The organism is uncultured Roseibium sp., assembly GCF_947496995.1.
Lineage (GTDB): Bacteria > Pseudomonadota > Alphaproteobacteria > Rhizobiales > Stappiaceae > Roseibium.
Genome location: NZ_CANMFD010000001.1, coordinates 1,346,601 through 1,367,513 on the forward strand (window position 1 = coordinate 1,346,601; position 20,913 = coordinate 1,367,513).

20 protein-coding genes are annotated in these 20,913 nt (G+C 60.4%); 14 read left to right on the forward strand and 6 right to left on the reverse strand.

Going from position 1 to position 20,913, the window contains the following annotated elements:
• Positions 1-19: 19 nt before the first annotated feature.
• The gene (locus Q1B40_RS06030) at positions 20-1,000 is read right to left on the reverse strand and encodes a J domain-containing protein (RefSeq protein ID WP_299811418.1); all 981 of its coding nucleotides are present in this window, start codon (positions 998-1,000) and stop codon (positions 20-22) included.
• Between the two features lie 371 nt (positions 1,001-1,371).
• Complete coding sequence (locus Q1B40_RS06035; protein ID WP_299811421.1) at positions 1,372-1,839, reverse strand: RT0821/Lpp0805 family surface protein; 468 nt, start codon at positions 1,837-1,839, stop codon at positions 1,372-1,374.
• Positions 1,840-1,920: 81 nt separating this feature from the next.
• On the opposite strand from Q1B40_RS06035, the gene pdxH reads away from it, so the two are divergent.
• Entirely contained in the window at positions 1,921-2,556 is a 636-nt protein-coding gene (pdxH, locus tag Q1B40_RS06040; RefSeq protein ID WP_299811424.1) for a pyridoxamine 5'-phosphate oxidase, read from the forward strand.
• Positions 2,557-2,589: 33 nt separating this feature from the next.
• Here pdxH and Q1B40_RS06045 read toward each other — a convergent pair whose 3' ends face one another.
• Positions 2,590-3,564 (reverse strand): magnesium transporter CorA family protein, encoded by a 975-nt coding sequence (locus Q1B40_RS06045; protein ID WP_299811427.1) that lies wholly within the window; start codon positions 3,562-3,564, stop codon positions 2,590-2,592.
• 126 nt (positions 3,565-3,690) lie between these two features.
• Complete coding sequence (locus tag Q1B40_RS06050; protein WP_299811432.1) at positions 3,691-3,831, reverse strand: hypothetical protein; 141 nt, start codon at positions 3,829-3,831, stop codon at positions 3,691-3,693.
• Between the two features lie 506 nt (positions 3,832-4,337).
• Between Q1B40_RS06050 and Q1B40_RS06055 the strand changes: the two genes are divergently transcribed.
• Complete coding sequence (locus tag Q1B40_RS06055) at positions 4,338-5,327, forward strand: DUF1499 domain-containing protein (protein WP_299811435.1); 990 nt, start codon at positions 4,338-4,340, stop codon at positions 5,325-5,327.
• A gap of 21 nt (positions 5,328-5,348) precedes the next feature.
• On the opposite strand, the gene Q1B40_RS06060 is transcribed toward Q1B40_RS06055, so the two are convergent.
• Positions 5,349-6,254 (reverse strand): MBL fold metallo-hydrolase, encoded by a 906-nt coding sequence (locus tag Q1B40_RS06060; protein ID WP_299811438.1) that lies wholly within the window; start codon positions 6,252-6,254, stop codon positions 5,349-5,351.
• Between the two features lie 260 nt (positions 6,255-6,514).
• On the opposite strand from Q1B40_RS06060, the gene Q1B40_RS06065 reads away from it, so the two are divergent.
• The 8 genes from Q1B40_RS06065 (at position 6,515) to phoB (ending at position 15,121) form a co-directional block, all read left to right on the forward strand.
• Positions 6,515-6,994: an SRPBCC family protein gene (locus tag Q1B40_RS06065; protein WP_299811441.1), complete on the forward strand. Its 480-nt coding sequence runs from the start codon at positions 6,515-6,517 to the stop codon at positions 6,992-6,994.
• Positions 6,995-7,168: 174 nt separating this feature from the next.
• The gene (locus Q1B40_RS06070; RefSeq protein ID WP_299811443.1) at positions 7,169-8,536 is read left to right on the forward strand and encodes an ATP-binding protein; all 1,368 of its coding nucleotides are present in this window, start codon (positions 7,169-7,171) and stop codon (positions 8,534-8,536) included.
• A 301-nt stretch (positions 8,537-8,837) separates the two neighbouring features.
• Positions 8,838-9,875, forward strand: coding sequence for a substrate-binding domain-containing protein (locus Q1B40_RS06075; RefSeq protein WP_299811445.1), 1,038 nt, complete (start codon positions 8,838-8,840; stop codon positions 9,873-9,875).
• 82 nt (positions 9,876-9,957) lie between these two features.
• Positions 9,958-11,430: a phosphate ABC transporter permease subunit PstC gene (gene pstC / locus Q1B40_RS06080; RefSeq protein WP_299811446.1), complete on the forward strand. Its 1,473-nt coding sequence runs from the start codon at positions 9,958-9,960 to the stop codon at positions 11,428-11,430.
• Positions 11,430-12,779, forward strand: coding sequence for a phosphate ABC transporter permease PstA (pstA, locus tag Q1B40_RS06085; RefSeq protein ID WP_299811448.1), 1,350 nt, complete (start codon positions 11,430-11,432; stop codon positions 12,777-12,779). Before pstC ends, pstA begins: the two co-directional genes overlap by 1 nt.
• An 11-nt stretch (positions 12,780-12,790) precedes the next feature.
• Entirely contained in the window at positions 12,791-13,588 is a 798-nt protein-coding gene (gene pstB / locus Q1B40_RS06090) for a phosphate ABC transporter ATP-binding protein PstB (protein ID WP_299811450.1), read from the forward strand.
• Positions 13,589-13,619: 31 nt separating this feature from the next.
• A complete protein-coding gene (gene phoU / locus Q1B40_RS06095; RefSeq protein ID WP_068406965.1) occupies positions 13,620-14,318 on the forward strand; it encodes a phosphate signaling complex protein PhoU in 699 nt (232 codons plus the stop codon).
• 104 nt (positions 14,319-14,422) lie between these two features.
• Complete coding sequence (gene phoB, locus Q1B40_RS06100; RefSeq protein WP_299811455.1) at positions 14,423-15,121, forward strand: phosphate regulon transcriptional regulator PhoB; 699 nt, start codon at positions 14,423-14,425, stop codon at positions 15,119-15,121.
• A 139-nt stretch (positions 15,122-15,260) separates the two neighbouring features.
• Here phoB and Q1B40_RS06105 read toward each other — a convergent pair whose 3' ends face one another.
• Positions 15,261-15,791 carry a GcrA family cell cycle regulator gene (locus Q1B40_RS06105; protein WP_299811457.1) on the reverse strand — a complete coding sequence of 177 codons (531 nt, stop codon included), beginning with the start codon at positions 15,789-15,791 and terminating at the stop codon, positions 15,261-15,263.
• 431 nt (positions 15,792-16,222) lie between these two features.
• Here Q1B40_RS06105 and Q1B40_RS06110 point away from each other — a divergent pair, with 431 nt between their 5' ends.
• From Q1B40_RS06110 to Q1B40_RS06125, 4 genes are all read left to right on the forward strand, one after another.
• Complete coding sequence (locus tag Q1B40_RS06110; protein ID WP_299811459.1) at positions 16,223-17,422, forward strand: aspartate aminotransferase family protein; 1,200 nt, start codon at positions 16,223-16,225, stop codon at positions 17,420-17,422.
• Positions 17,419-18,348, forward strand: a complete 930-nt coding sequence (gene argF, locus Q1B40_RS06115) for an ornithine carbamoyltransferase (protein WP_299811461.1) — start codon at positions 17,419-17,421, stop codon at positions 18,346-18,348. The genes Q1B40_RS06110 and argF overlap by 4 nt, the downstream gene beginning before the upstream one ends.
• A 12-nt stretch (positions 18,349-18,360) precedes the next feature.
• Positions 18,361-19,335, forward strand: coding sequence for an Hsp33 family molecular chaperone (locus Q1B40_RS06120; protein WP_299811463.1), 975 nt, complete (start codon positions 18,361-18,363; stop codon positions 19,333-19,335).
• Between the two features lie 262 nt (positions 19,336-19,597).
• A complete protein-coding gene (locus Q1B40_RS06125; RefSeq protein ID WP_299812553.1) occupies positions 19,598-20,908 on the forward strand; it encodes an HlyD family efflux transporter periplasmic adaptor subunit in 1,311 nt (436 codons plus the stop codon).
• The last annotated feature ends 5 nt before the right edge of the window (positions 20,909-20,913 follow it).

Below are 20,913 nucleotides of genomic sequence, written 5' to 3' on the forward strand. Positions count from 1 at the left end.
TGGACCGCGAAAGGCCTGTTCAGTCGAACTCCGGGCCGCGGGCGCGGTAGGGGGTGATTTCCTTCCAGGCCTTCATCAGCGTTTCCAGCTCGTCGTCGCTGTTGGGCGGCATGACGATCTGCAGCTTGACCAGAAGGTCGCCATGGCCGCCGGTCTTGGTCGGCAGGCCCTTGCCTTTCAGCCGCATGATCTTGCCGCTGGAGGAATTGGCCGGGATCGTCAGGTTGACCGCCCCGGAAAGCGTCGGCGTCCTGACCTTGGCGCCAAGCACGGCTTCGTAAAGCGCGAGCGGCAAGTCCAGATGCAGGTCCGAGCCTTTCACTTCAAACAGCTTGTGCGGCCGGAAGCGGATTTCGACCATCACATCACCGGCCGGTCCGCCGTTCTCGCCGGGATAACCCTGGCCTTTCAACCGGATCTTTTCGCCTTCCTCGACCCCCTTGGGCAAGGTGACGTTGACGGTCTTGCCGCTTGGCAGCGTCACCTGGGTCTTGCCGGAGTTGACCATGTCTTCCAGCGATACCCGGGCGACGATCTCCGCATTCCGGCCTTTGGTCTTCGGAGGGGCCTTGGCGCGCGCGCCGGTGAACCCGGCACCTGGACCCGGGCCTGCACCAGCACCCGGACCGGGGCGTGCCCGGCCGCCGCCGAAGCCGCCGAAGATGTCGTTCAGGATGTCGTCGAAACTACCGCCGCCGCCGGTGGCCTTGAAGCCACGCGCTCCGCCCGGAGCGGCGGCGCCCTCGAAGCCGTCGAATCCATGCGCCTGGAAGCGCTGCTTGCCTTCCGCGTCGATCTCGCCGCGGTCGAACTGGGCGCGCTTTTCCTTGTCGCCGATGATTTCATAGGCCTGGTTCGCCTCGGCAAAATGCTGCTGCGCCCCCGGATCGTCCTTGTTCTGATCCGGGTGGTATTTTTTGGCCAGTTTTCTGAAGGCCTTCTTGATGTCGCTCTCGCTGGCAGATTTCGCCACGCCAAGAACGCTGTAGGGATCACGCATTCGTCTTACCAGGTTTCCAAGATTGTCCGGGAGGCCGCCTCACGCATATCCGCTGCGGTAAGATGACATCTTCCCAAGCGTGCGGTAGTCCGAGGTCCGGCCCGACTGGACTTGTACTTTATATCGGGATGAAACAGGAAAAAATCCAGATCTTGATACCAAAGAGTATTGATTATGACACATCTGACCGCGTTTGGAGGTTCTTCGGCCAGACGCGTGTCGCAGGGCGATGCGGTGTATCGGACAAGACGCGCAACGCGATGCGCCTGGCCGGCGGACGCAAATGGACCATCAGATGGGTCATAATCAATACTCTTTGGTATTATCCCAGTTTCAAGGACAACATGTTTTTAGCCGGTTTTCCAGCCGCTTCAAGCGTCTGCGACAGAAAGCGTCGTGACGGCGAACTTCTGCGCTAGGTCGCGGCAGGCGGTGCCGGAATAAAGCTTGATCCCGGCAATCGTGTTCGCCGTGGTCTCGAAGGACAGGCAACCGGTTTCGCCAAGGGTGGCCGTGTCGAGCTTCGACAGGGTTCCGGAATTGCCGCTGATGTCATTCAACCAGGGCAGGGTGAGGTCTTCCGCCGTGCTGCCGGCGGCCAGTTCCGGTCCGATGGCATCCAGGTTTTCGGCAATGATCTTGCGGTCGTCGCTGTTGATGTCGGCATAGGCGACATCCGTGGAAGACCCGATGGAGCCTGTCAGGAGGGTCGGAGAATCGCTGTTGTTGCTGCCCATCGGCATGGAGACCATGCTGCAACCGCCAAGTGCCTGGCCAAAGACGACCAGAACCGCCACAAAAAATTGGATCTTGATGTTGCCGACAGTATATGAACGCATACGAAACATCTTCCAGACAGCTCCCGGGCCCGGCTGTTTCTTGCCGCGATTGAGGCCGCCACGTCCTTCGACAGGTTACAAATGACAGATCTCAAACATCCTCGCGAAGAATTAACAAAAGGTGACTTCACGGAGGTCAAGAATCCATTTGATCTTTTTTGTGAATGGTTTGAGGACGCCAAGAACGCGGAGCCGAACGATCCGAACGCACTGTCGCTGGCCACCGTCGACGAGACGGGCCTGCCGAACGTGCGCATGGTCCTTCTGAAGGAGGTCGATGAGCGCGGGTTCGTGTTTTACACCAACTTCGAAAGCGCCAAGGGGCGCGAGCTTCTGTCCGCCGGCAAGGCGGCCATGTGTTTTCACTGGAAGTCCCTGCGCCGGCAGGTCCGCATCCGTGGACCGGTCTCACAGGTCTCCGATGAGGAAGCGGATGAATATTACCGCTCCCGGCCGCGCGGCAGCCGGATCGGCGCCTGGGCCTCGAAACAGTCCCGGCCTCTGGAGAGCCGCTTCGCGCTGGAAAAAGAAGTCGCCAGATACACCGCGAAATTCGGTGTCGGCGAGATCCCCAGACCCGAACACTGGTCCGGCATGCGCCTTGCCCCGACTTCGATCGAATTCTGGCACGACAGGTCGTTCCGCCTGCATGACCGTGTCCTGTTCACCCGCACCGCGCCCGATCAGCCCTGGTCCAAAGAACGGCTCTATCCTTAGCTGAGAGCGTGCCGCGTTTGAACGCGACACGCCCTAAAGCAGCCGCTTCCAGCGGAAAAACGCGAAGGTCAGGATGACGGAAACAAGCATGAGGCTGATGGAGAACAGGAAACCCTTTTCCCAGTGCAGTTCAGGCATGTTGGCGAAGTTCATTCCGTAAATCGAGGCAATCAGCGTGGGGGGCAGGAAAATCAGCCCCAGCACCGTGAAGATCTTCGCGATCTGGTTTTGCTCGAGCGTCACCAGGCCGACCGTGGCATCGAGCAGGAAGTTCAGTTTGCTGTCCAGCGCGTCGCCATGTTCCTTGATGGAGTGAATGTCGCGGCCGTACATCTTGCAGTCGGCGGCTTGGTCCTCCGACAGGTCGAGCCGTTTGGCATGTGTGCTCAGGAATAGCAGCATTCGTGACAGGCTGGTGCAGACATCGTGCATCTTCGCCACATGAAGGCCGATCCGCCCGACACGCTTGATGGCGACCTGATAGCTGTCGGTCTTGCGGGTGTTGAGACCGTACTCGAAGACTTCGACGGAGAGTTGGTCGAATTCGTTGGAGGCCGATTCCATTTCGTCGGCGCAGCGGTCGACGATAACCTCCAGCATGGCGAAAAAGACCGCCGGCCCAAGATGGGCGATGGTCGGGTCCGACTGAACCTTTCTGGAGACGATCAGAATGGATTTCGGTTCGCCGTAGCGAACCGTGACAAGTCTCTTCGCGTTGAGGACGAATGTGACGGAGGAAATCGTCGGATCGATTGTCCGTGCCAAAATCGGCAATTGCGCCGTCATCACCACCGCACCCGGCTCCGCATAGAGCCGTTCGGAAGTTTCGATCGAGGCGATCTCGTCGCGCGTCGGAATTTCCGCGCCCATGAGCTTCTCTGCCGCCTTCTGTTCCTCCTGCGTTGGAGAAACCAGATCGATCCAGACAGATGTGGTCGGCAGCGACGCGCCGGGAGCAAGTTCAATCCGCTCCAGGCCGTTTACAGAGGGGCAATAAGCAATGATCATCGGGGCTAATCTCCGCGGCGACACGTGCGGTGTCGGAATCAGCGGCAGTTTGCCCAACAGACCGGGTTACGGCAACTGTTCCTGCGGAGCCGGAAAAACAGGTAGGAACCGCAGGCCCGAGATGGCTTACTTGCCTTTTTTGACCGTCGCACCCTTGCAGCAAAGTGCTGCCGCGGTGAGTGCCGCGATGCCGACGGGCTTGTAGTAACTGAGCAGCTTGGCGCCATCCGGAGCTTTTACGGTCGGGGTGGCTATTTGCTTAGACATTTTCTCTGGTCCGTTTTTCAGTACCCGCATTCTGGTGCTTTCTGACGGGGAACTTGCGGGCACTTGTGCATGTCTTATCCAAATAAGGCATTCGAAGGGCAGACAGCTTGTCTGCACGGCCTTTTTCTTACTTGGATGGCTAAGTATGCGCCTCTTGCTGAAGCCCGGCCAGTCAAAAAAAATAACAGGATGTAACGATATCGACGAGAAATTGAACGTTTTTCGTAAGTAATTCTTTACCGATTAACTTAATATCCGGATTCCTGACAAGCCCTTTGAGCAGCAAGGCCGCGACCGGGGTCCCGCGCGACGAATTTTGAGCCCTCCGGAGGACTGTTCCGCGCTTCTTTCCGGCCAGGCGTCACCGGATCTGTCATCCGCCAAGACAAATTTTTCTGGAGCAGGCTGTGGAAATGACGTTCATTTTGACAATTCGCCTGTAAATTAGGAAACAATTGTTACGCCGGTATCCCTGTTCGATCACGGGCGACTCAAGTGGAAAAGAAATGAAGCGCTACGCGGCCTACAAGTCAGCCTCGGCACCCGTCAGCCGGACAACCGGTGCAATCGGGCTGGCTGTGGCAGCCACCGCCTTGCTGGCGCAGCGGTTCGGGGTGATCGACGCGGACGTCTTTGTCCTGTCCCTGATTGCTGCGGCGGCGGTGGCGCTGCTGTCGCTCGCTCTGGCCATTTCCGCGCTTTACCGCATCTGGACGTATGGCGGGCCGGGCATCCCGGCGGCGTTGTGGGGCTTTTTCTTCAGCGGCCTGGCGCTTGTTCCGTCCGCTCTGGTGCTGGGGCTGCTGGTCATCCGTCCGGGCACGATCGATCTGTCCACGGACCGTGTCGATCCGCCGTATCTGAAACTGCAGGCAGCATCCGAAGAACAGCCATTTCTTGCCTGGATGAATGCCAAGGCGCTGGAACATGTCTGGCCGGTCCTGTCGAAGGGCGCTGCCGCCGGTGCCGGTGCGGACGCCGGGCCGGCGGTGGTCTATCCGGATATCGTGTCACGCAGATACAGGATTGCGCCCGCTCAGCTTCATGCGGCCGGCACGAAGGCCTTCGCGGCCTTGAACTGGAAAATCGTCGACGAGTTGCCGCCCGATCTTCTGGATGCGCCCACGCGGTTGCAGGCCGAAGGCACCTCGCGGATCCTCGGTTTGAAACATGATGTGACCTTGCGGATCCGGCCCGATCCGGTCGGAGCCCTGTTGGATGTGCGGGCAAGATCGCGGACCCCGCTCACAGATATTTCCGGCAATCCGGACCATATCCGTGCAGTTTTTGCCGAAATCGACCAGGTGCTGCTCGAGACATATGGCGACCTTGCCCGGTTGTCCGTCGAGGAAGGTACGCTGCCGCAGGAAGACCTTCAGCCGGAACCGCTGGAGGAGCCGCGCGAGAGCGCACCGGTTCCGGGCTTCAAACCCTACAACGAAGAAGAGGACGCACCCGTCGCGGATGATCTGGGTCTGACCGATCTGGAGGGGTGAACAGCCAGATCTTCCATCGCCTCAGGAGGTCTGCAGACTGAAGGTGGCCGTCAGCGACACGCCGGGCGAGGCCGAAACCAGACCGCGGCCGGCAAGGTCTTCCAGGTGGGCGAACACCGACAGCCCGGCTGCGCGGTGCAGGGCCGGGTCCACATCCGCATAGAGCCTGGCGACGATCTGCGGAATTGTCTGCGGCGCGCCGGCAAGTTCCCGCAGGACTGATGCCTCCCTGCTCAGCCGGTGCTGCTTCAGGTCCCGGACATAGGAATGCGCATCGTGAATGACGCCGCCATGTCCAGGCAGGTAAACCTGTTCCGGCCGGTTCAGGAGTTTGTCGATCGAGGTCATGTAATCGCGCATGCTGCCGTCCGGCGGGGCGACGATCGAGGTCGACCAGCTCATGACATGGTCGGCTGAAAGCAGAAGGTTTTCTTCGGCAAGCGCAAAGCACAGGTGATTGGCGGTATGTCCCGGCGTCTCGATGGTCTGAAGCGTCAGGCCCGCGGCGCTGAAGACCTCGCTCTCATGCAGATGCTGGTCCGGTGCGTATTGCCTGTCGCCACTGGCGTCGAGAGGATTGACCTCGTTTTCCATGAGGTCCCGGGCGGCCCTGTGCACGCCGCAGCCGACGATCGGCGCGCCGGTTCTTTCCTTGAGCATGCGGGCTGCTGGGGAATGGTCGACGTGGGTATGGCTCACCACGATGGCCTCTATGGAAGCTCCTGACGTTGCCTTCAATATGGCTTCGACATGCGCTGCATCGGCAGGGCCGGGATCGACGACCGCAAGTCGGCTGGTGCCGAGCAGGTAGGTGTTGGTTCCAAAGAATGTGAACGGCCCGGGGTTGTTCACCGTCAGTCGGCGCACTCCAGGCAGGATTTCAACGGCAGCGCCATAATTCGGGTCGAAGTCTCGATCGTGTTTCATCTGTGTTTGCGCCGCGAACTATGGGGAGGGTGGTGACCGGTGGAAGGTGAAACCGTTTAATGTGCAAGGCAACGGCAATTGCGTGAGTGGTATCCTGCAAGTCCGTGATGTGGCCTGTTCTTTCGCCTGTGGTCGGTTTTTTAAGCTACGTCATCTATATGACGCTGAAATCGGGTAGGGAAGCCCGGCTTTGCCAACCGGAGTCCTTCTATGGGAAACTGCCGGTTGGACCTGATCTGATTCCATTTTGGCGGAGTGCTATGGCAGAAGAAACGGAATGCCGCTTTGAGGGTTTGCTGAATCTGCCGCGTGAGCAGGCGTTTTCGCTGTTTGTCGACAGGCCGGGTCTGTGGTGGGTCTCTCCTTTCACCGTTCCGGACGCTGGCGAAATAGATGCGGAAATCGAACCCTTCGCCGGAGGCAGCTGTTATGAGACCGACGGTCAGGGCCATCGCCGGATCTGGGGAACGGTGCTCTCCATCGAAAGCCCCCTCTATGTCCGTCTCGCCTGGCAGGTCTCCCTGAACGGCAGGGAAATCGCCGACCCTGCCGCGGCGAGCCGGGTGATGGTCAACTTCCGCGGGGCCGGGGAGGCGACGCGATTAGAGATCGTCCACAATGAATTCCTGCGGCATGGCGAGCACGGTGCGGAGTATCTGAACTTCATGTGCCGCCCCGAAGGCTGGCCTCGCATCATCGAAAATCTTCAGAACGCCGCCCGCACTGCCGGACGGCGTTAGGGTGTGGAAACTTCATGGCCGGGCTGTCGTTTGGATGTCACGCTTCCTGTGTTAGGTAACGGATCCACCGACGCCCCGATTGCCTGTTTCCGGTCTTGCGCCTTTAGTAAGACGTCGAAATAGTATCTTTCCCTCGTGGCGGAATTTTCTGGCAGGCAATCGCTCAAATTATCCATGACTGAATCCCCATCGCCATTCGAAGAAATTGCCGAGGCACAAGCCGCCGCATCTCCGCTCACGCGGATAGGCGAGGCGAAGTGGATTCTCGTCACGGCGTTCTGTGTGGCGGGGTATGCGGTCATTGCCTTTGATGTTCCGGTTGTATCCGCGGCTGCTGGCCTTGCTGCCCTGACTGCCGTGGCGGCGGTGGTCCCACGCCGGTCCGCCAGTCGCAGGGTGAAGCTGAAAACCCAGCGGGAAATCCGCAGGATGTGGCCGGGCACCGGCATGAAGGTGACCGTCGACGCTCTGCCGACCCCATGCTTCGTGGCCGACGGCCGCGGAATAACCCGCTATGTCAATGCACAGGCGCAGGCGATTTACAGCGGTGTGAAACCCGGTGACCCGCTGTCCTTTTCCTTGCGTGCGCCATCCTTGCTGGAAGCCTTTGACCGTGTCTGCAGCACGGGTGGAACGGAACGTATCAGCTGGATAGAGAAGGTGCCGACCGAAACCTGGTTCGAGGCTCATATCGCCCCGATCTACATGCCGGGCACCGGCGCTCAGGAGCGTATGCAAAGCCGCCCGGACTTCATTCTGGTCGTCATTCAGGATCTGACGGAAAACCGCCGGCTCGAGCGCATGCGAACCGACTTCGTCGCCAACGCCAGCCATGAGCTGCGAACGCCGTTGGCCTCCCTGACCGGCTTCATCGAGACAATTCAGGGTCCCGCACGCAACGACCCGGAAGCCCAGGACCGGTTTCTGGCGATCATGCTGGAGCAGGCGGGCCGCATGCGGCGGTTGATCGACGATATCCTGTCGCTCTCCCGGATCGAACTCAAGGCCCATGTCCAGCCGGCGAGCGTCGTGGATCTGACCGAGATTGTCCGCCATACCAGAGACGCTCTGACACCTCTTGCGGTGGACCTCGACGTCGAGATCCGCATCCACGCACCGGAAACACCCGTCAGGGTGAAAGGGGACCGGGACGAACTCATTCAGGTGATTGAAAACCTGATCGAGAACGCGCTGAAATACGGCAGCGCCGGTAAATACGTGGATGTGAGCCTTGAGGAGCAGAACGACACGGACGATGCGCCGTGCTGGGTCTTGTCCGTGCGTGACTACGGCGAAGGCATTTCACCGGAGCATCTGCCGCGCCTGACGGAGCGGTTTTACCGCATCGATGTCGAATCCAGCCGGGCCTTGAAAGGCACGGGGCTGGGCCTTGCGATCGTCAAGCATATCCTCACCCGGCACAGGGCAAGGCTGGACATCGAAAGCGAGCCCGGCAAGGGCGCAACCTTCAAGGTGAAACTTCCCGCGCTTGAAGACACCGATCAGCCGATAGAATCCAAATCAACGAACACGCCCCTCTGAAACCAGATCCTGGACGGGAGCCTTTCCCGTTACCAAACGGAATGTTCCGGAGCCGGGCGTCTCGCCAACAGAAAACAGATGGCAGGGGACGGTCTCGTGTGTCGTCAATTCGGTCGATTCCGCGACACAAAAGCATCAGAAGTAATTTTTCTCCATATTTTTCAATAACTTAAATTGTCATAAAACTGAGAAATAACTGTCATAGAACTCTCATCCATGGGGCCTAGGGTCCCGGCATCGCTCGAGCAATCCCATGCCCGGTGATCCATTATAAACCTTGACATTCAAAGGGAGTGGTCAAGTGAAATTTACGACCCTCGTTAGCGCAACTGCTGTTGCTGTTGCTTCCACTGCATTCGTCGGTGCCGCCCAGGCTCGTGACCAGGTTCAGGTCGCTGGTTCCTCCACCGTTCTGCCGTACGCGTCTATCGTTGCAGAAGCTTTCGGTGAAAACACCGATTTCCCGATCCCTGTCGTCGAATCAGGCGGTTCCTCCGCCGGTCTGAAGCGTTTCTGCGAAGGTGTTGGCGAAAACACCATCGACGTTGCAAACGCCTCCCGCAAAATCCGCGAGAAGGAAATCAAGGCCTGTGCGGAAGCTGGCGTGAAAGACATCATCGAAGTCCGCATCGGTTACGATGGCATCGTCTTCGCTTCCCAGAAAGACGGCCCGGCCTTCACCGCGTTCCAGCCGGCTGACATCTTCAACGCTCTTGGCGCCAAGGTGCTCAAGGACGGCGAACTCGTCGACAACCCGTACAACAACTGGGCTGAATTCAACGCTGACCTGCCGGACGTCGGCATCGCAGCTTTCATCCCGGGCACCAAGCACGGCACCCGTGAAGTGTTCGAAGAAAAGGTTCTGGCTGTCGGCTGTGAAGCCACTGGCGCTCTTCAGGCCATGATCGACAGCGGCATGTCCGAAGACGACGCAGAAGACGCCTGCATCGACGTTCGCACGGACGGCAAGTCCACCGACATCGACGGCGACTACACCGAAACCCTGGCGCGGATCGACTCCAACCCGAACGGCATCGGCGTCTTCGGTCTGGCGTTCTACGAGAACAACACCGACAAGCTGAAAGTCGCAACCATGGGCGACGTGGCTCCGAACACGGAGTCCATTGCGTCCGGTGAATATCCGGTTTCCCGCCCGCTGTTCTTCTACGTCAAGAAGGCACACATCGGCGTGATCCCGGGTCTGAAGGAATACGCCCAGTTCTTCACCGCTGACGAAATCGCAGGCCCGAGCGGCCCGCTGGCTCAGTACGGCCTCGTTGCCGATCCTGAACTGGCTGCGACTCAGGCTTCCATCGCCGCTGAAGAAACCATGAAGTAACAGGGCTTCGGCTCTATCAGGGGGCGGCGCTTCCCGCCGCCCCTTTTCATTTGCGTGATTTTTAATTCTTTCGGGGAACCACATGTCCTTGTTCTGGCTCGTCGTGATCGTGCTTGCCATCGCGCTGGTTGGCTATGTTGTCGGGCGCGCGCGTGCCCTGGCCAGCGCCGGAGGAGATATGCGTGATCTGCATTCTCTTCCTTCCTATTATGGGGCAAACGTGGCGATGAAAGCTGCGGTGCCGGCTTTCCTGATCCTTGTTCTCTGGTTGCTGGTGCAGCCGTTTGTCATCCACAGCAACATTTCCGACATGATCCCGGAAGGGACCATTGGCGAGGGCTCCTCCCTCGGGCTGGTGATGGCCGAAGTGCGCCGTACCGCCGAAGGGCTCGAAAACGCTGTCGCAGCCGGGCAGATAAGCGACGATTTCGCGCGTAACGCGCGCTCCGATTTCACCGATATCACCACCCGCCTCAAGGAGGCTGGGCAGATCGTTACCTCCCAGATCACGCAGCCCATCATGCGGGCCGCGCAGTCCTACCGGATCATGCTCTCCACCGGCAATTTCTACATGTCGATTGTCGTGCTGCTTGCGGCAATCGCCGGGGCGCTGTGGGGCATCCGCGAAACAAAGGCCGACTTCAGGGCGCGCAACACCGTCGAGCGCGGCATTCAGGTCATCCTGTTCAGTGCCGCCCTGATCGCGGTTCTGACAACACTCGGCATTGTCCTGTCGCTGGTCTTCAACACGGTGGAATTCTTCCGGCTCTATCCGGCAATGGACTTCTTCTTCGGTCTGACCTGGTCGCCGAGCTTCTCCGGGCGCGGCGGGTCGTCGGAACTGGGTATTCTCCCGCTCCTGTGGGGCACGTTCTACATTTCCTTCGTCGCCCTCGCAGTCGCGGTGCCGGTCGGCCTGTTCGCCGCCGTCTATCTCTCCGAGTACGCCAGTTCCAGGGTTCGGGCGGTGGCCAAGCCGATGCTCGAAATTCTTGCCGGTATCCCAACCATTGTCTACGGCCTCTTCGCCCTGCTCACCGTCGGCCCGATGCTGCTGTCGGTCTTCGGTGAGGACGGCCTCGGTATCATGAAGGCGGGCACTGCGGTCATGACGGCAGGTCTGGTCATGGGCATCATGCTGATCCCTTTCGTGAGTTCACTCTCCGACGACATCATCAACGCCGTACCGCAAGCCATGCGGGACGGGTCCTACGGACTGGGCGCGACCAAATCCGAGACGGTGAAGCAGGTCATTCTTCCTGCCGCGCTGCCGGGCATCGTCGGCGCAATTCTGCTGGCGGCCTCTCGGGCCATCGGTGAAACCATGATTGTGGTTCTCGGGGCCGGCGCGGCCGCGCGGCTCAGTCTCAATCCCTTCGAAGCCATGACCACCGTAACCGCAAAGATCGTCAGCCAGCTGACAGGGGACGCGGATTTCGCCTCTCCCGTGGCACTGGTCGCCTTTGCGCTGGGCATGACGCTCTTCGTGGTGACCCTTGGCCTGAATATCGTTGCGCTCTACATCGTGCGCAAATACCGGGAGCAGTATGACTGATGACTGATACAACTCTTTCTCCCGAGACAAGCCCGGCAGCGGCCGGGGAACCGGTGAAATCGAAGTCGCTTTACGCGCTCGACGATCTGACCCGCAAGCGCAACGCGTCGGAGAAGCGGTTCAAGCTCTACGGCCTGGGTGCGGTTCTTATCGGCGTGTTCTTCCTCGTGGTTCTGGCCACGGCGATCATCTCGCAGGGAATTCCGGCTTTCACCCGCACGATTGTCGAGGTCGAGTTCACGCTCACCCAGGAGCAATATGACGCGGCGGAAAAGGAACTCTTCAAGACCAAGGCCTATGAGCAGTTCTTCATCGGTGCGCTTCAGGGGCAGCTCGAAGAAAGCGGCATGAGCGTCCCGTTCGACGCCGCGGCCATCGAACGTATCGTCGGCAAGACCGGCGGCACCATCCGCGAATATTTCAAGGCCAATCCGGGGGCACTCGGCGCACCGGCGGCCTTCGAACTGGCGGCTTCCTCGCGGGTTGACGGATACTCCAACGGCCGTGTCACCCGCGAGACGCTGACCGACAGCCGTTTCCTGGAGAAGTCCGACCTCGACATCGTCGACGCGCTGGTTGAGGCGGGTATCATCAAGACGGTCTTCAACTGGAACTTCATCACCGGCGCCGATTCCGGCGTGGACAATCCGGGCGGGGCGGGCATAGGTGCCTCCGTCATCGGGTCGTTTTTCATGATGCTGGTGGTCCTGTTCCTGTCGCTGCCGATCGGTGTCGCGGCCTCCATCTACCTGGAGGAATTCGCGCCGCAGAACAGGTTCACGGACATGATCGAAGTGAACATCTCCAATCTGGCCGCGGTTCCCTCGATTGTCTTCGGTATCCTCGGCCTCGCAGTGTTCATCCAGTTCATGCATCTGCCGCAATCCGCGCCGCTTGTGGGTGGACTTGTCCTGACGCTGATGACGTTGCCGACGATCATCATCTCGACCCGCGCATCGCTGAAAGCCGTGCCGCCGAGCATCCGCGACGCGGCGCTCGGGGTCGGGGCCTCCAAGATGCAGTCCATCTTCCACCATGTTCTGCCTCTGGCCATGCCCGGCATCCTGACCGGGACCATCATCGGTCTGGCTCAGGCGCTCGGCGAGACCGCTCCGCTGTTGCTGATCGGCATGGTCGGGTTTGTCGCACGCGGGTATCCCGATGGCTTTATCACGGGCTTCATCGAGCCGAACTCGGCAATGCCTGCACAGATTTACACGTGGGCTGCCCGTGCGGACTACGCGTTTTACGAAAAAGCCTGGGGTGGCATCATCGTTCTGCTGGTGTTCCTCCTCACCATGAACATTCTCGCGGTCATTCTGCGCCGCAGGTTCGAACGCCGCTGGTAAGGAACGATCCGATGAACGAGATGCCGAATTTGGAACAGGCGAGCGCCATGACTTCAAGCAAGATTTCCGCGAAAATGGTTCAGGTCTTTTATGGCGACAACCAGGCCATAAAGGACGTCGACATCGAAATACAGCCGCGATCGGTCACAGCTTTCATCGGCCCTTCGGGCTGCGGCAAGTCGACCTTCCTGCGGACCCTCAACCGGATGAACGACACCATCGATATCTGCCGGGTCGAGGGCTCTATCGAGATCGACGGCGAGGACATCTATGACGCCAAGGTCGACCCGGTGCAGCTTCGCGCCAAGGTCGGCATGGTGTTCCAGAAGCCGAACCCCTTTCCAAAGTCGATCTACGACAACGTCGCCTATGGTCCGCGCATTCACGGCATGGCCCGCAACAAGTCCCAGCTGGACGACATCGTCGCCTCCAGTCTTCAGAAGGCGGGCCTGTGGGAAGAAGTGAAGAACCGTCTGGATGAGCCGGGAACCGGCATGTCGGGTGGCCAGCAGCAGCGCCTGTGCATTGCCCGCGCGATTGCCGTCAGCCCGGAAGTGATCCTCATGGATGAGCCTTGCTCGGCTCTCGATCCGATTGCGACCGCAAAGGTCGAGGAACTGATCGACGAACTGCGCGAGAACTACACGATCGTCATCGTGACCCACTCCATGCAACAGGCAGCCCGCGTGTCTCAGCGTACGGCGTTCTTCCACCTTGGAATTCTGGTGGAGGAAGGTTCGACGCAGGATATCTTCACCAACCCGAAAGACAAGCGGACACAGGATTACATCACTGGCCGCTTCGGCTAGGCGAATCCCGAAACTCTGAAAGGGACACAGGATGTCTGAACATACAGTCTCGGCATATGACGAGGAGCTGACGGAAATGGCAGGCAAGGTCGCCGAAATGGGTGGCCTGGCGGAAAAAGCCTTTGCCGATGCCGTGTCGGCGCTGGTTTCCCAGGATCTGGAACTGGCCAAGAAAACGATCGAAAAGGACGCCCGCCTCGACACTCTTCACCAGGAAGTCGAAGTCAAGCTGATCGAGATTATCGCACGCCGCCAGCCCATGGGGCAGGACCTGCGTGAGATCACCGCCGCAACCCGTATCTCCTACGATCTGGAGCGGGTGGGGGATCTGGCAAAGAACGTCGCCAAGCGCGTGATCGCGATCGACAGCGACCTGCAGTCGAAGAAACTTGCGATCGGTGTGGAGCACATGACGGAGCTGACCCTGTCACAGCTCAAGAAGGTCCTTGACGCCTATACCCGCAAGGATGCGGAAACGGCACGCCGCGTTCAGGAAGCCGACGCCGAGATCGACGCCATCTATACCTCGCTGTTCCGCGAACTGCTGACCTATATGATGGAGGATCCGAGGGTGATTACCCAATGTGTCCATCTGCTGTTTTGCGCCAAGAACATCGAACGGATCGGCGATCATGCAACCAACATTGCCGAAAACGTCTACTACATGGTGACCGGAGAGCGGTTGCCGGAAGACCGCGTGAAATATGACGAAACGACCGTTTCCGCCTAGCGGCCTGTATTCACCTGAACGCAGGATGCCCTGAAGCGGAATGACGCGGAATAATGACCCGGCCGGCGCTACGGCGCCGGTTGCTGAAATTGGAGCGAGAACGTATGCCGAAGGTGCTCATCGTAGAAGACGAAGAACCGCTGAGCCTTCTTTTGAGATACAATCTGGAAGCGGAAGGATACGCGGTTGAATCGTGTGTCCGCGGGGACGAGGCGGAAATCCGCCTGCGGGAAAGTCTTCCCGATCTCCTGCTTCTGGACTGGATGTTGCCGGGTCTGTCGGGAATTGAACTGTGCCGCCGCCTGCGCGCGCGCGAGGATTCCGAACGCCTGCCGGTCATCATGCTCACCGCGCGCGGCGAGGAAGCCGAACGCATTCGCGGACTGTCCACCGGTGCGGATGACTACGTGGTCAAGCCCTTCTCCGTGCCGGAGCTGATGGCACGCGTACGGGCCATCCTGCGCCGGGCAAGTCCGGAAGTGGTGTCCTCGATGCTGCGCTCCGGCGATATCGAGCTGGACCGGGAAACCCATCGCGTCCGCAGGAACACCAAGGAAATCCATCTCGGTCCGACGGAGTTCCGCCTGCTGGAATTTCTGATGACCGCGCCGGGCCGGGTGTTCTCGCGCGAGCAGCTCCTGGACGGCGTCTGGGGCCACGATGTCTATGTCGACGAGCGCACGGTGGATGTCCATGTCGGCCGGCTGCGCAAGGCGCTCAACAAGGGCAAGGCCAGGGACCCGATCCGCACTGTCCGCGGCGCCGGATACGCCTTCAACGATCAGTTCTCCATGGCGGGCTGAGCGGACAGGAAGCCAGCCGTATCAGCGACGAGGGGCGTCCGGACCGGTTCGCGCTCACTGACCTGCAAAAAAACACCCTGCGTTCAGCTGAACGCAGGGTGTTTTCGTCTGTTCTATCGGTGACTTGGCGAAAGGCGGCTCAGCCGGCTTGTGCCACGACCTTGCGGCTGCGACGATCGGAGACCGGCTGATAGGCGATCTTGCAGTGATGCACGCAATAAGGCGCGTTCGGGTCCGACTGGCGACCGCAGAAGTAGAAGTCGTCCGTGGACGGATCGCCGATCGGCCATTTGCAGGTGCGCTCGGTCAGCGTGAGGATTGTCGCGCGCTGGGAAATCGGCACCAGCTCGGCAATCGGCTCGACCTGCGGCCTGGTTTCGACTTCCGGTGCAGGTTCGAAATCCGCCTTCAATGCGGTTGCACCGACGGACTGCGGCTGAGAGGCCGGTCTTTTCGGAGCTGCGCTGCCGGGGGCCGGATTGGGCCGTGCGCGGCGCGCCTTGGAAGCGGAGGAGGTCGTCTTGGCGCGGCCCGACAAACCGAGACGGTGCACTTTACCGATGACGGCGTTGCGTGTGACACCGCCCAGCTCGCCAGCAATCTGGCTCGCGCTCAAGCCTTCGCTCCAGAGTTTCTTCAGAAGCTCAACCCGTTCGTTCGTCCAACTCATTGCCGCACCCTTTTATTTTGACCGCCGTGCGGCCATTAACCTCGTGTTAGGCACAGCATGTGCGTGCCTAATATGGCATATCTAGTGCCTCTAGCTGATGTGCCTCACGAGATATCGCGTCTGACTGCCCAGAGGTTACAATAGTGTTAATTTGTCAGGCAACCATTCGGCCCAAACCAGTTGGGGATGAAGCAACTTTTCCCCAAATAACGCGAGGTCCTTGAGAGTTTTCACAAATTCCCGATATCGGACGGATGCGGCATTTCCATTGACAGGCAACGGTGGGGACAGTGTATAACGAGACCGCTGCGTGCCGCCTCATCGGGGCGGCACGTTGCGTTTTGGCCTTTCCGCATGGATTCCGAGGGAAAAACCTCAACCGGTGTGAACCCCTTGAGGCGGAAGAGGCGTTTAAAGGAGCAACTGGGGTTATGTCCGAGAGTGCACTATTCGGAAACTACGCAAGATCGAACCTGACTTTCGATCACGGGGAAGGTGTGTGGCTGGTAACGAATGACGGCCGACGATTTCTCGACTGCGGTTCCGGTATTGCCGTCAATTCACTCGGGCACAGCCATCCGCATCTGGTCAAGGCGCTGCAGGACCAGGCAGCCAAACTCTGGCACGTTTCCAACCTGCACCAGACGCCGGAGGGCGAACGGCTGGCCCAGCGGCTGTGCGCGGCGACATTCGCCGACAAGGTCCTGTTCGTGAATTCCGGCGCCGAGGCGATGGAAGCTGCCATCAAATGCGCGCGCCGCTTTCACTATGACAACGGACAGCCGGACCGCTTCCATATCGTGACGTTCGAAGGTGCCTTCCACGGCCGGACGCTGGGAACCATCGCGGCCGGTGGCCAGGCGAAATATCTGGAAGGCTTCGGCCCCAAGGCGCCCGGTTTCGACCAGGTGCCGGTCGGTGATCTGGATGCGCTCAAGGCCGTGATCGGACCGCAGACGGCGGCGATCGCGATCGAACCCATCCAGGGCGAGGGCGGCATCCGGGAAATCCAGACCGACTTCTTGCGTGCCTTGCGCAGGATCTGCGACGAGAACGGCATCCTGCTGATCTTCGACGAGATCCAGACCGGCGTTGGACGGACCGGCAGGCTGTTCGCTCACCAGTGGACCGGTGTCGAACCCGACCTGATGGCGATTGCCAAGGGCATCGGCGGCGGCTTTCCGATGGGCGCCTGTCTGGCAACGGCCGAAACGGCCCGGGCCCTGTCGCCCGGTACCCACGGCACGACTTTCGGCGGCAACCCGCTGGCCATGGCTGTCGGCAATGCCATCCTCGACGTCGTGCTCGAGGATGGGTTTCTGGAGGAGGTCAGCCGCAAGGGCCTGAGCTTCAAGCAGAAGCTGGCCGGACTGGTGGATGGGCATCCGAAGGTTCTGGACGAAGTGCGCGGTACCGGCCTGATGCTGGGCCTGAAGTGCGCTGTTCCCGCCGGCGACTATGTCGCGGCAGCCCGCGAAGCCGGATTGCTGGCCGTTCCGGCTGGCGACAACGTGGTGCGCATCATGCCGCCGCTGACCATGAGTGAAGACGAAATTGCCATTGCCGTCGAGCGCCTGGACAAGGCCGCTTGTGCAATCGAGGCGAAATTGGTGGAAGGAGCGGCCGAATGACCGCCGGACAACCCTACCGGAATTTTCTGGATCTGACGGAAATCGAAAGCGACGAGCTGCGCGCCATCCTGGAAACGGGAAAGAAGATCAAGGCCACGCGCAACGGCGTTCGCCGGGGCGAAGGGCCGCTGGCCGGCAAGGTGCTCGCCATGATTTTCGAACAGCCGTCCACGCGAACCCGGATCTCCTTCGATATCGGCATGCGCGAGCTTGGCGGTGAAACCCTGATGCTGACCGGTGCTGAAATGCAGCTCGGACGCGGCGAGACCATTGGCGACACGGCGCGCGTTCTCTCGCGCTTCGTCGATGCAATCATGATCCGGATTCTCGATCACAACGAATTGCGCGAACTTGCTGAGAACGCGACGGTACCGGTGATCAACGGGCTGACCAAGGTCTCGCATCCCTGCCAGATCATGGCGGATCTGATGACCTTCGAGGAGCACCGCGGATCGGTGAAGGGCCGCAGCATTGCCTGGACCGGAGACAGCAACAACGTGCTGGCGTCGTGGATCCATGCCGCGCCCCGCTTCGACTTCGAGCTGCGCATCGCGACCCCGGAGGAGTTGGCGCCGCCGAGTGAGCTGATCGACGCCGCCCGGAAAAAGGGTGGTTCCATTCTCGTCACGTCAGACCCATATGAGGCAGTCAAGGGGACCGATTGTGTCGTTACCGACTGTTGGGTGTCCATGGGGGACGATGACAGCGAGACGCGTCACAACCTTCTCGGCGCCTATCAGGTGAACAAGCGATTGATGGACGAGGCAAACAAGGACGCGCTGTTCATGCACTGCCTGCCGGCCCATCGGGGCGAGGAAGTCACCTCGGAAGTCATGGACGGTCCCAATTCCGTTGTGTTCGATGAGGCCGAAAACCGGCTCCATGCCCAGAAAGGCATTCTGGCCTGGTGTTTCGGCGCAGTTTAAGGCAAGGCCAAAGTGGCACTTAATCTCGATGAACTGGGCATCATGCCTGCAGGGCTGGACGCTGTCCGGCCCTTTGCCGTGGAAGGACTGGATGTGCGCGGCCGCGCCGTGGCGCTCGGTCCCGTCCTGGAAACCATTCTGGCCCGTCATGACTATCCCGAACCCGTCTCGCGCCTGCTGGCCGAGGCGATGGTTCTGACCAGCCTGCTTGGAACCTCGCTCAAGTTCGATGGTCGCTTTACGCTCCAGACCCAGACCGATGGGCCCGTTTCCATGCTGGTGGTGGATTTTGCCTCGCCGGACGCGGTCCGCGCCTGCGCGACTTTCGATGCCGAACGGGTCGATGCGCTGGTGGAAGCCGGTACGGCCACGCCCGAGGAATTGCTCGGCCACGGTCATCTCGCCATGACCATCGACCAGGGCAAGCACATGCAGCGCTACCAGGGTCTGGTGGAGCTGGACGGCGTGTCCCTGGAAGTCGTTGCACGCCGGTATTTCGAACGCTCCGAGCAGATCCCGACGGAAGTACGTCTGGGCGTTGGAGAACTCTTCACCCGTCAGGAGGGAGAAGGGCACGCCAGGACCTGGACAGCGGGCGGTATCCTCATCCAGTTTCTGCCGGAAGCGCCGGAACGCATGCGACAGGCCGATATCCATCCGGGCGATGCCCCGGAGGGGACGGACGCGCATGAGATCGAGGAAGACGACGCCTGGGTGGAAGCCAAGGCGCTGGTCGATACGGTCAAGGATGTCGAACTGACGGATCCGGAAGTCAGCGTGGAAATGCTGCTGTTCCGCCTCTTCCATGAACGCGGAGTGCGTCTCTACGAGCCACAGCCGCTCGCCGACAAATGCCGCTGTTCGCGGGAAAAGATCGAGAGCGTGCTGGCCAATTTCAGCGCCGAGGAAATCCGCCAGGTAACGGTCGGTGGCAAGATCGTTGTGACCTGCGAATTCTGTAACACCAGATACACTTTCGACGGCTGAGCGCAGCCGCTGAAGGGCCACCAGACACGTTTTGTTACACTTTTTCGCATGTAAATGGCTGCCTTCGGCGGTAAGCCGGACTTGAATATTGCGCTGCGAAACAAATCTGTTCCGTGTGCAAACAAGATCATTTCTTCATGTTCCTGGTGAGCCGCAGATGTTGCAGTCGTTACAATCAGAACCCGGGAAGCGGTCCGTTTCCGAAGTGATACCGCCGGCGGAACCGCGTGGGCGAAGGCGCTCTCGGCGGACCGCGCTGGTGATGAAGGCCGTCCTGCAGGCCGTTCTGGCACTCGCCATTCTGTTCGGTGCGGTCAAGGGAATGAACCTTCTCGTCGCCACCCGCTCCGAACTTCCCAAGCAGCCTGTCCAGGAAAAAAGCTACGCCGTGGAAACCGTGACGCTCGCGCGCGGCGACCACGCGCCGCAAATCAGCGTCTATGGCGAGACGGCCGCCGGGCGGGAGGTTGAGCTGCGTTCCCTCGTCGCCGGCGAAGTGGTCGAGGTGCATCCGAACCTGAAGGCCGGTGGCGCCGTCTCCAAGGGCGAGCTTCTCGTTGCCATCGACCGCTTCGACTACGAAGGCGCGGTGACGGAGGCGCAGGCCAATCTTGCCGAAGCCCAGGCGGCGCTCGTCGAAAGCGAAGGCCGGGTCAAGCTGGAAACCGGCAACGTGCTGCGTGCGAAGGAACAGCTGGAATTTGCCCGCAAGGACCTGCAGCGGGCCGAGGATCTGCAGGGCAGGGGCACGGTGACCGAGCAGACGCTCGACGACCGCAAGCTGCTCGTCTCCCAGCGGCAGCAGACACTGGAGCAGGCAGAGAATTCTCTGACCCTTGAAAACGCCAAGGTCGTTCAGCAGAACGCCGCCATCAAGCGTCTCGAGTGGCGGCTTGAAAATGCGCAGCGCCAGCTGGAAAACACGGTTCTGAGAGCGCCGTTCGACGCCATCGTACGCTCCGAAGCCGCCGAACTCGGCCGGCTCGTCGGCGTCAACGATGCGGTCGTCTCGCTTTACGGCAGTGACGCGTTCGAGGTCCGGTTCACGCTCTCGGACAACCAGTATGGCCGCCTGCTGGCAGAAAGCGGTACGCTCGTCGGGCGTCCGGTAGAGGTCACCTGGTATCTCGGCAACCAGCCTGTGACCTACCCGGCAACAGTCACGCGCATTGGGGCGGATGTCGCCAGCACGCGCGGAGGCGTCGACCTCATCGCGTCAATCGACAACTCGGCGGTCGACACTCCTCTTCGCCCCGGTGCTTTCGTCGAGGTGACGCTGTCGGACCGGACCTACCGGGACAGCTTCCGCGTTCCGGAAACGGCATTTTACGGCGAAGGGACAGTCTACGTGGTCCGCGACAGCCGTCTTGAGCCGCGCGAAGTGACGTCTCTGGCAATCGATGACGGCTACATTCTCGTGGAAGGCGCGCTCGAGGACGGCGAGACGCTTCTGGCGACACGCATTCCGGAGGCGGGCAGCGGCCTGCTCGTGAACGATGTCGATGCCGCTGAAGAGGCACCGGATACGAGGGCTCCGCTTGCCGCCGGCGGCAATACCAGCCAGGGCGGCTAACGGAG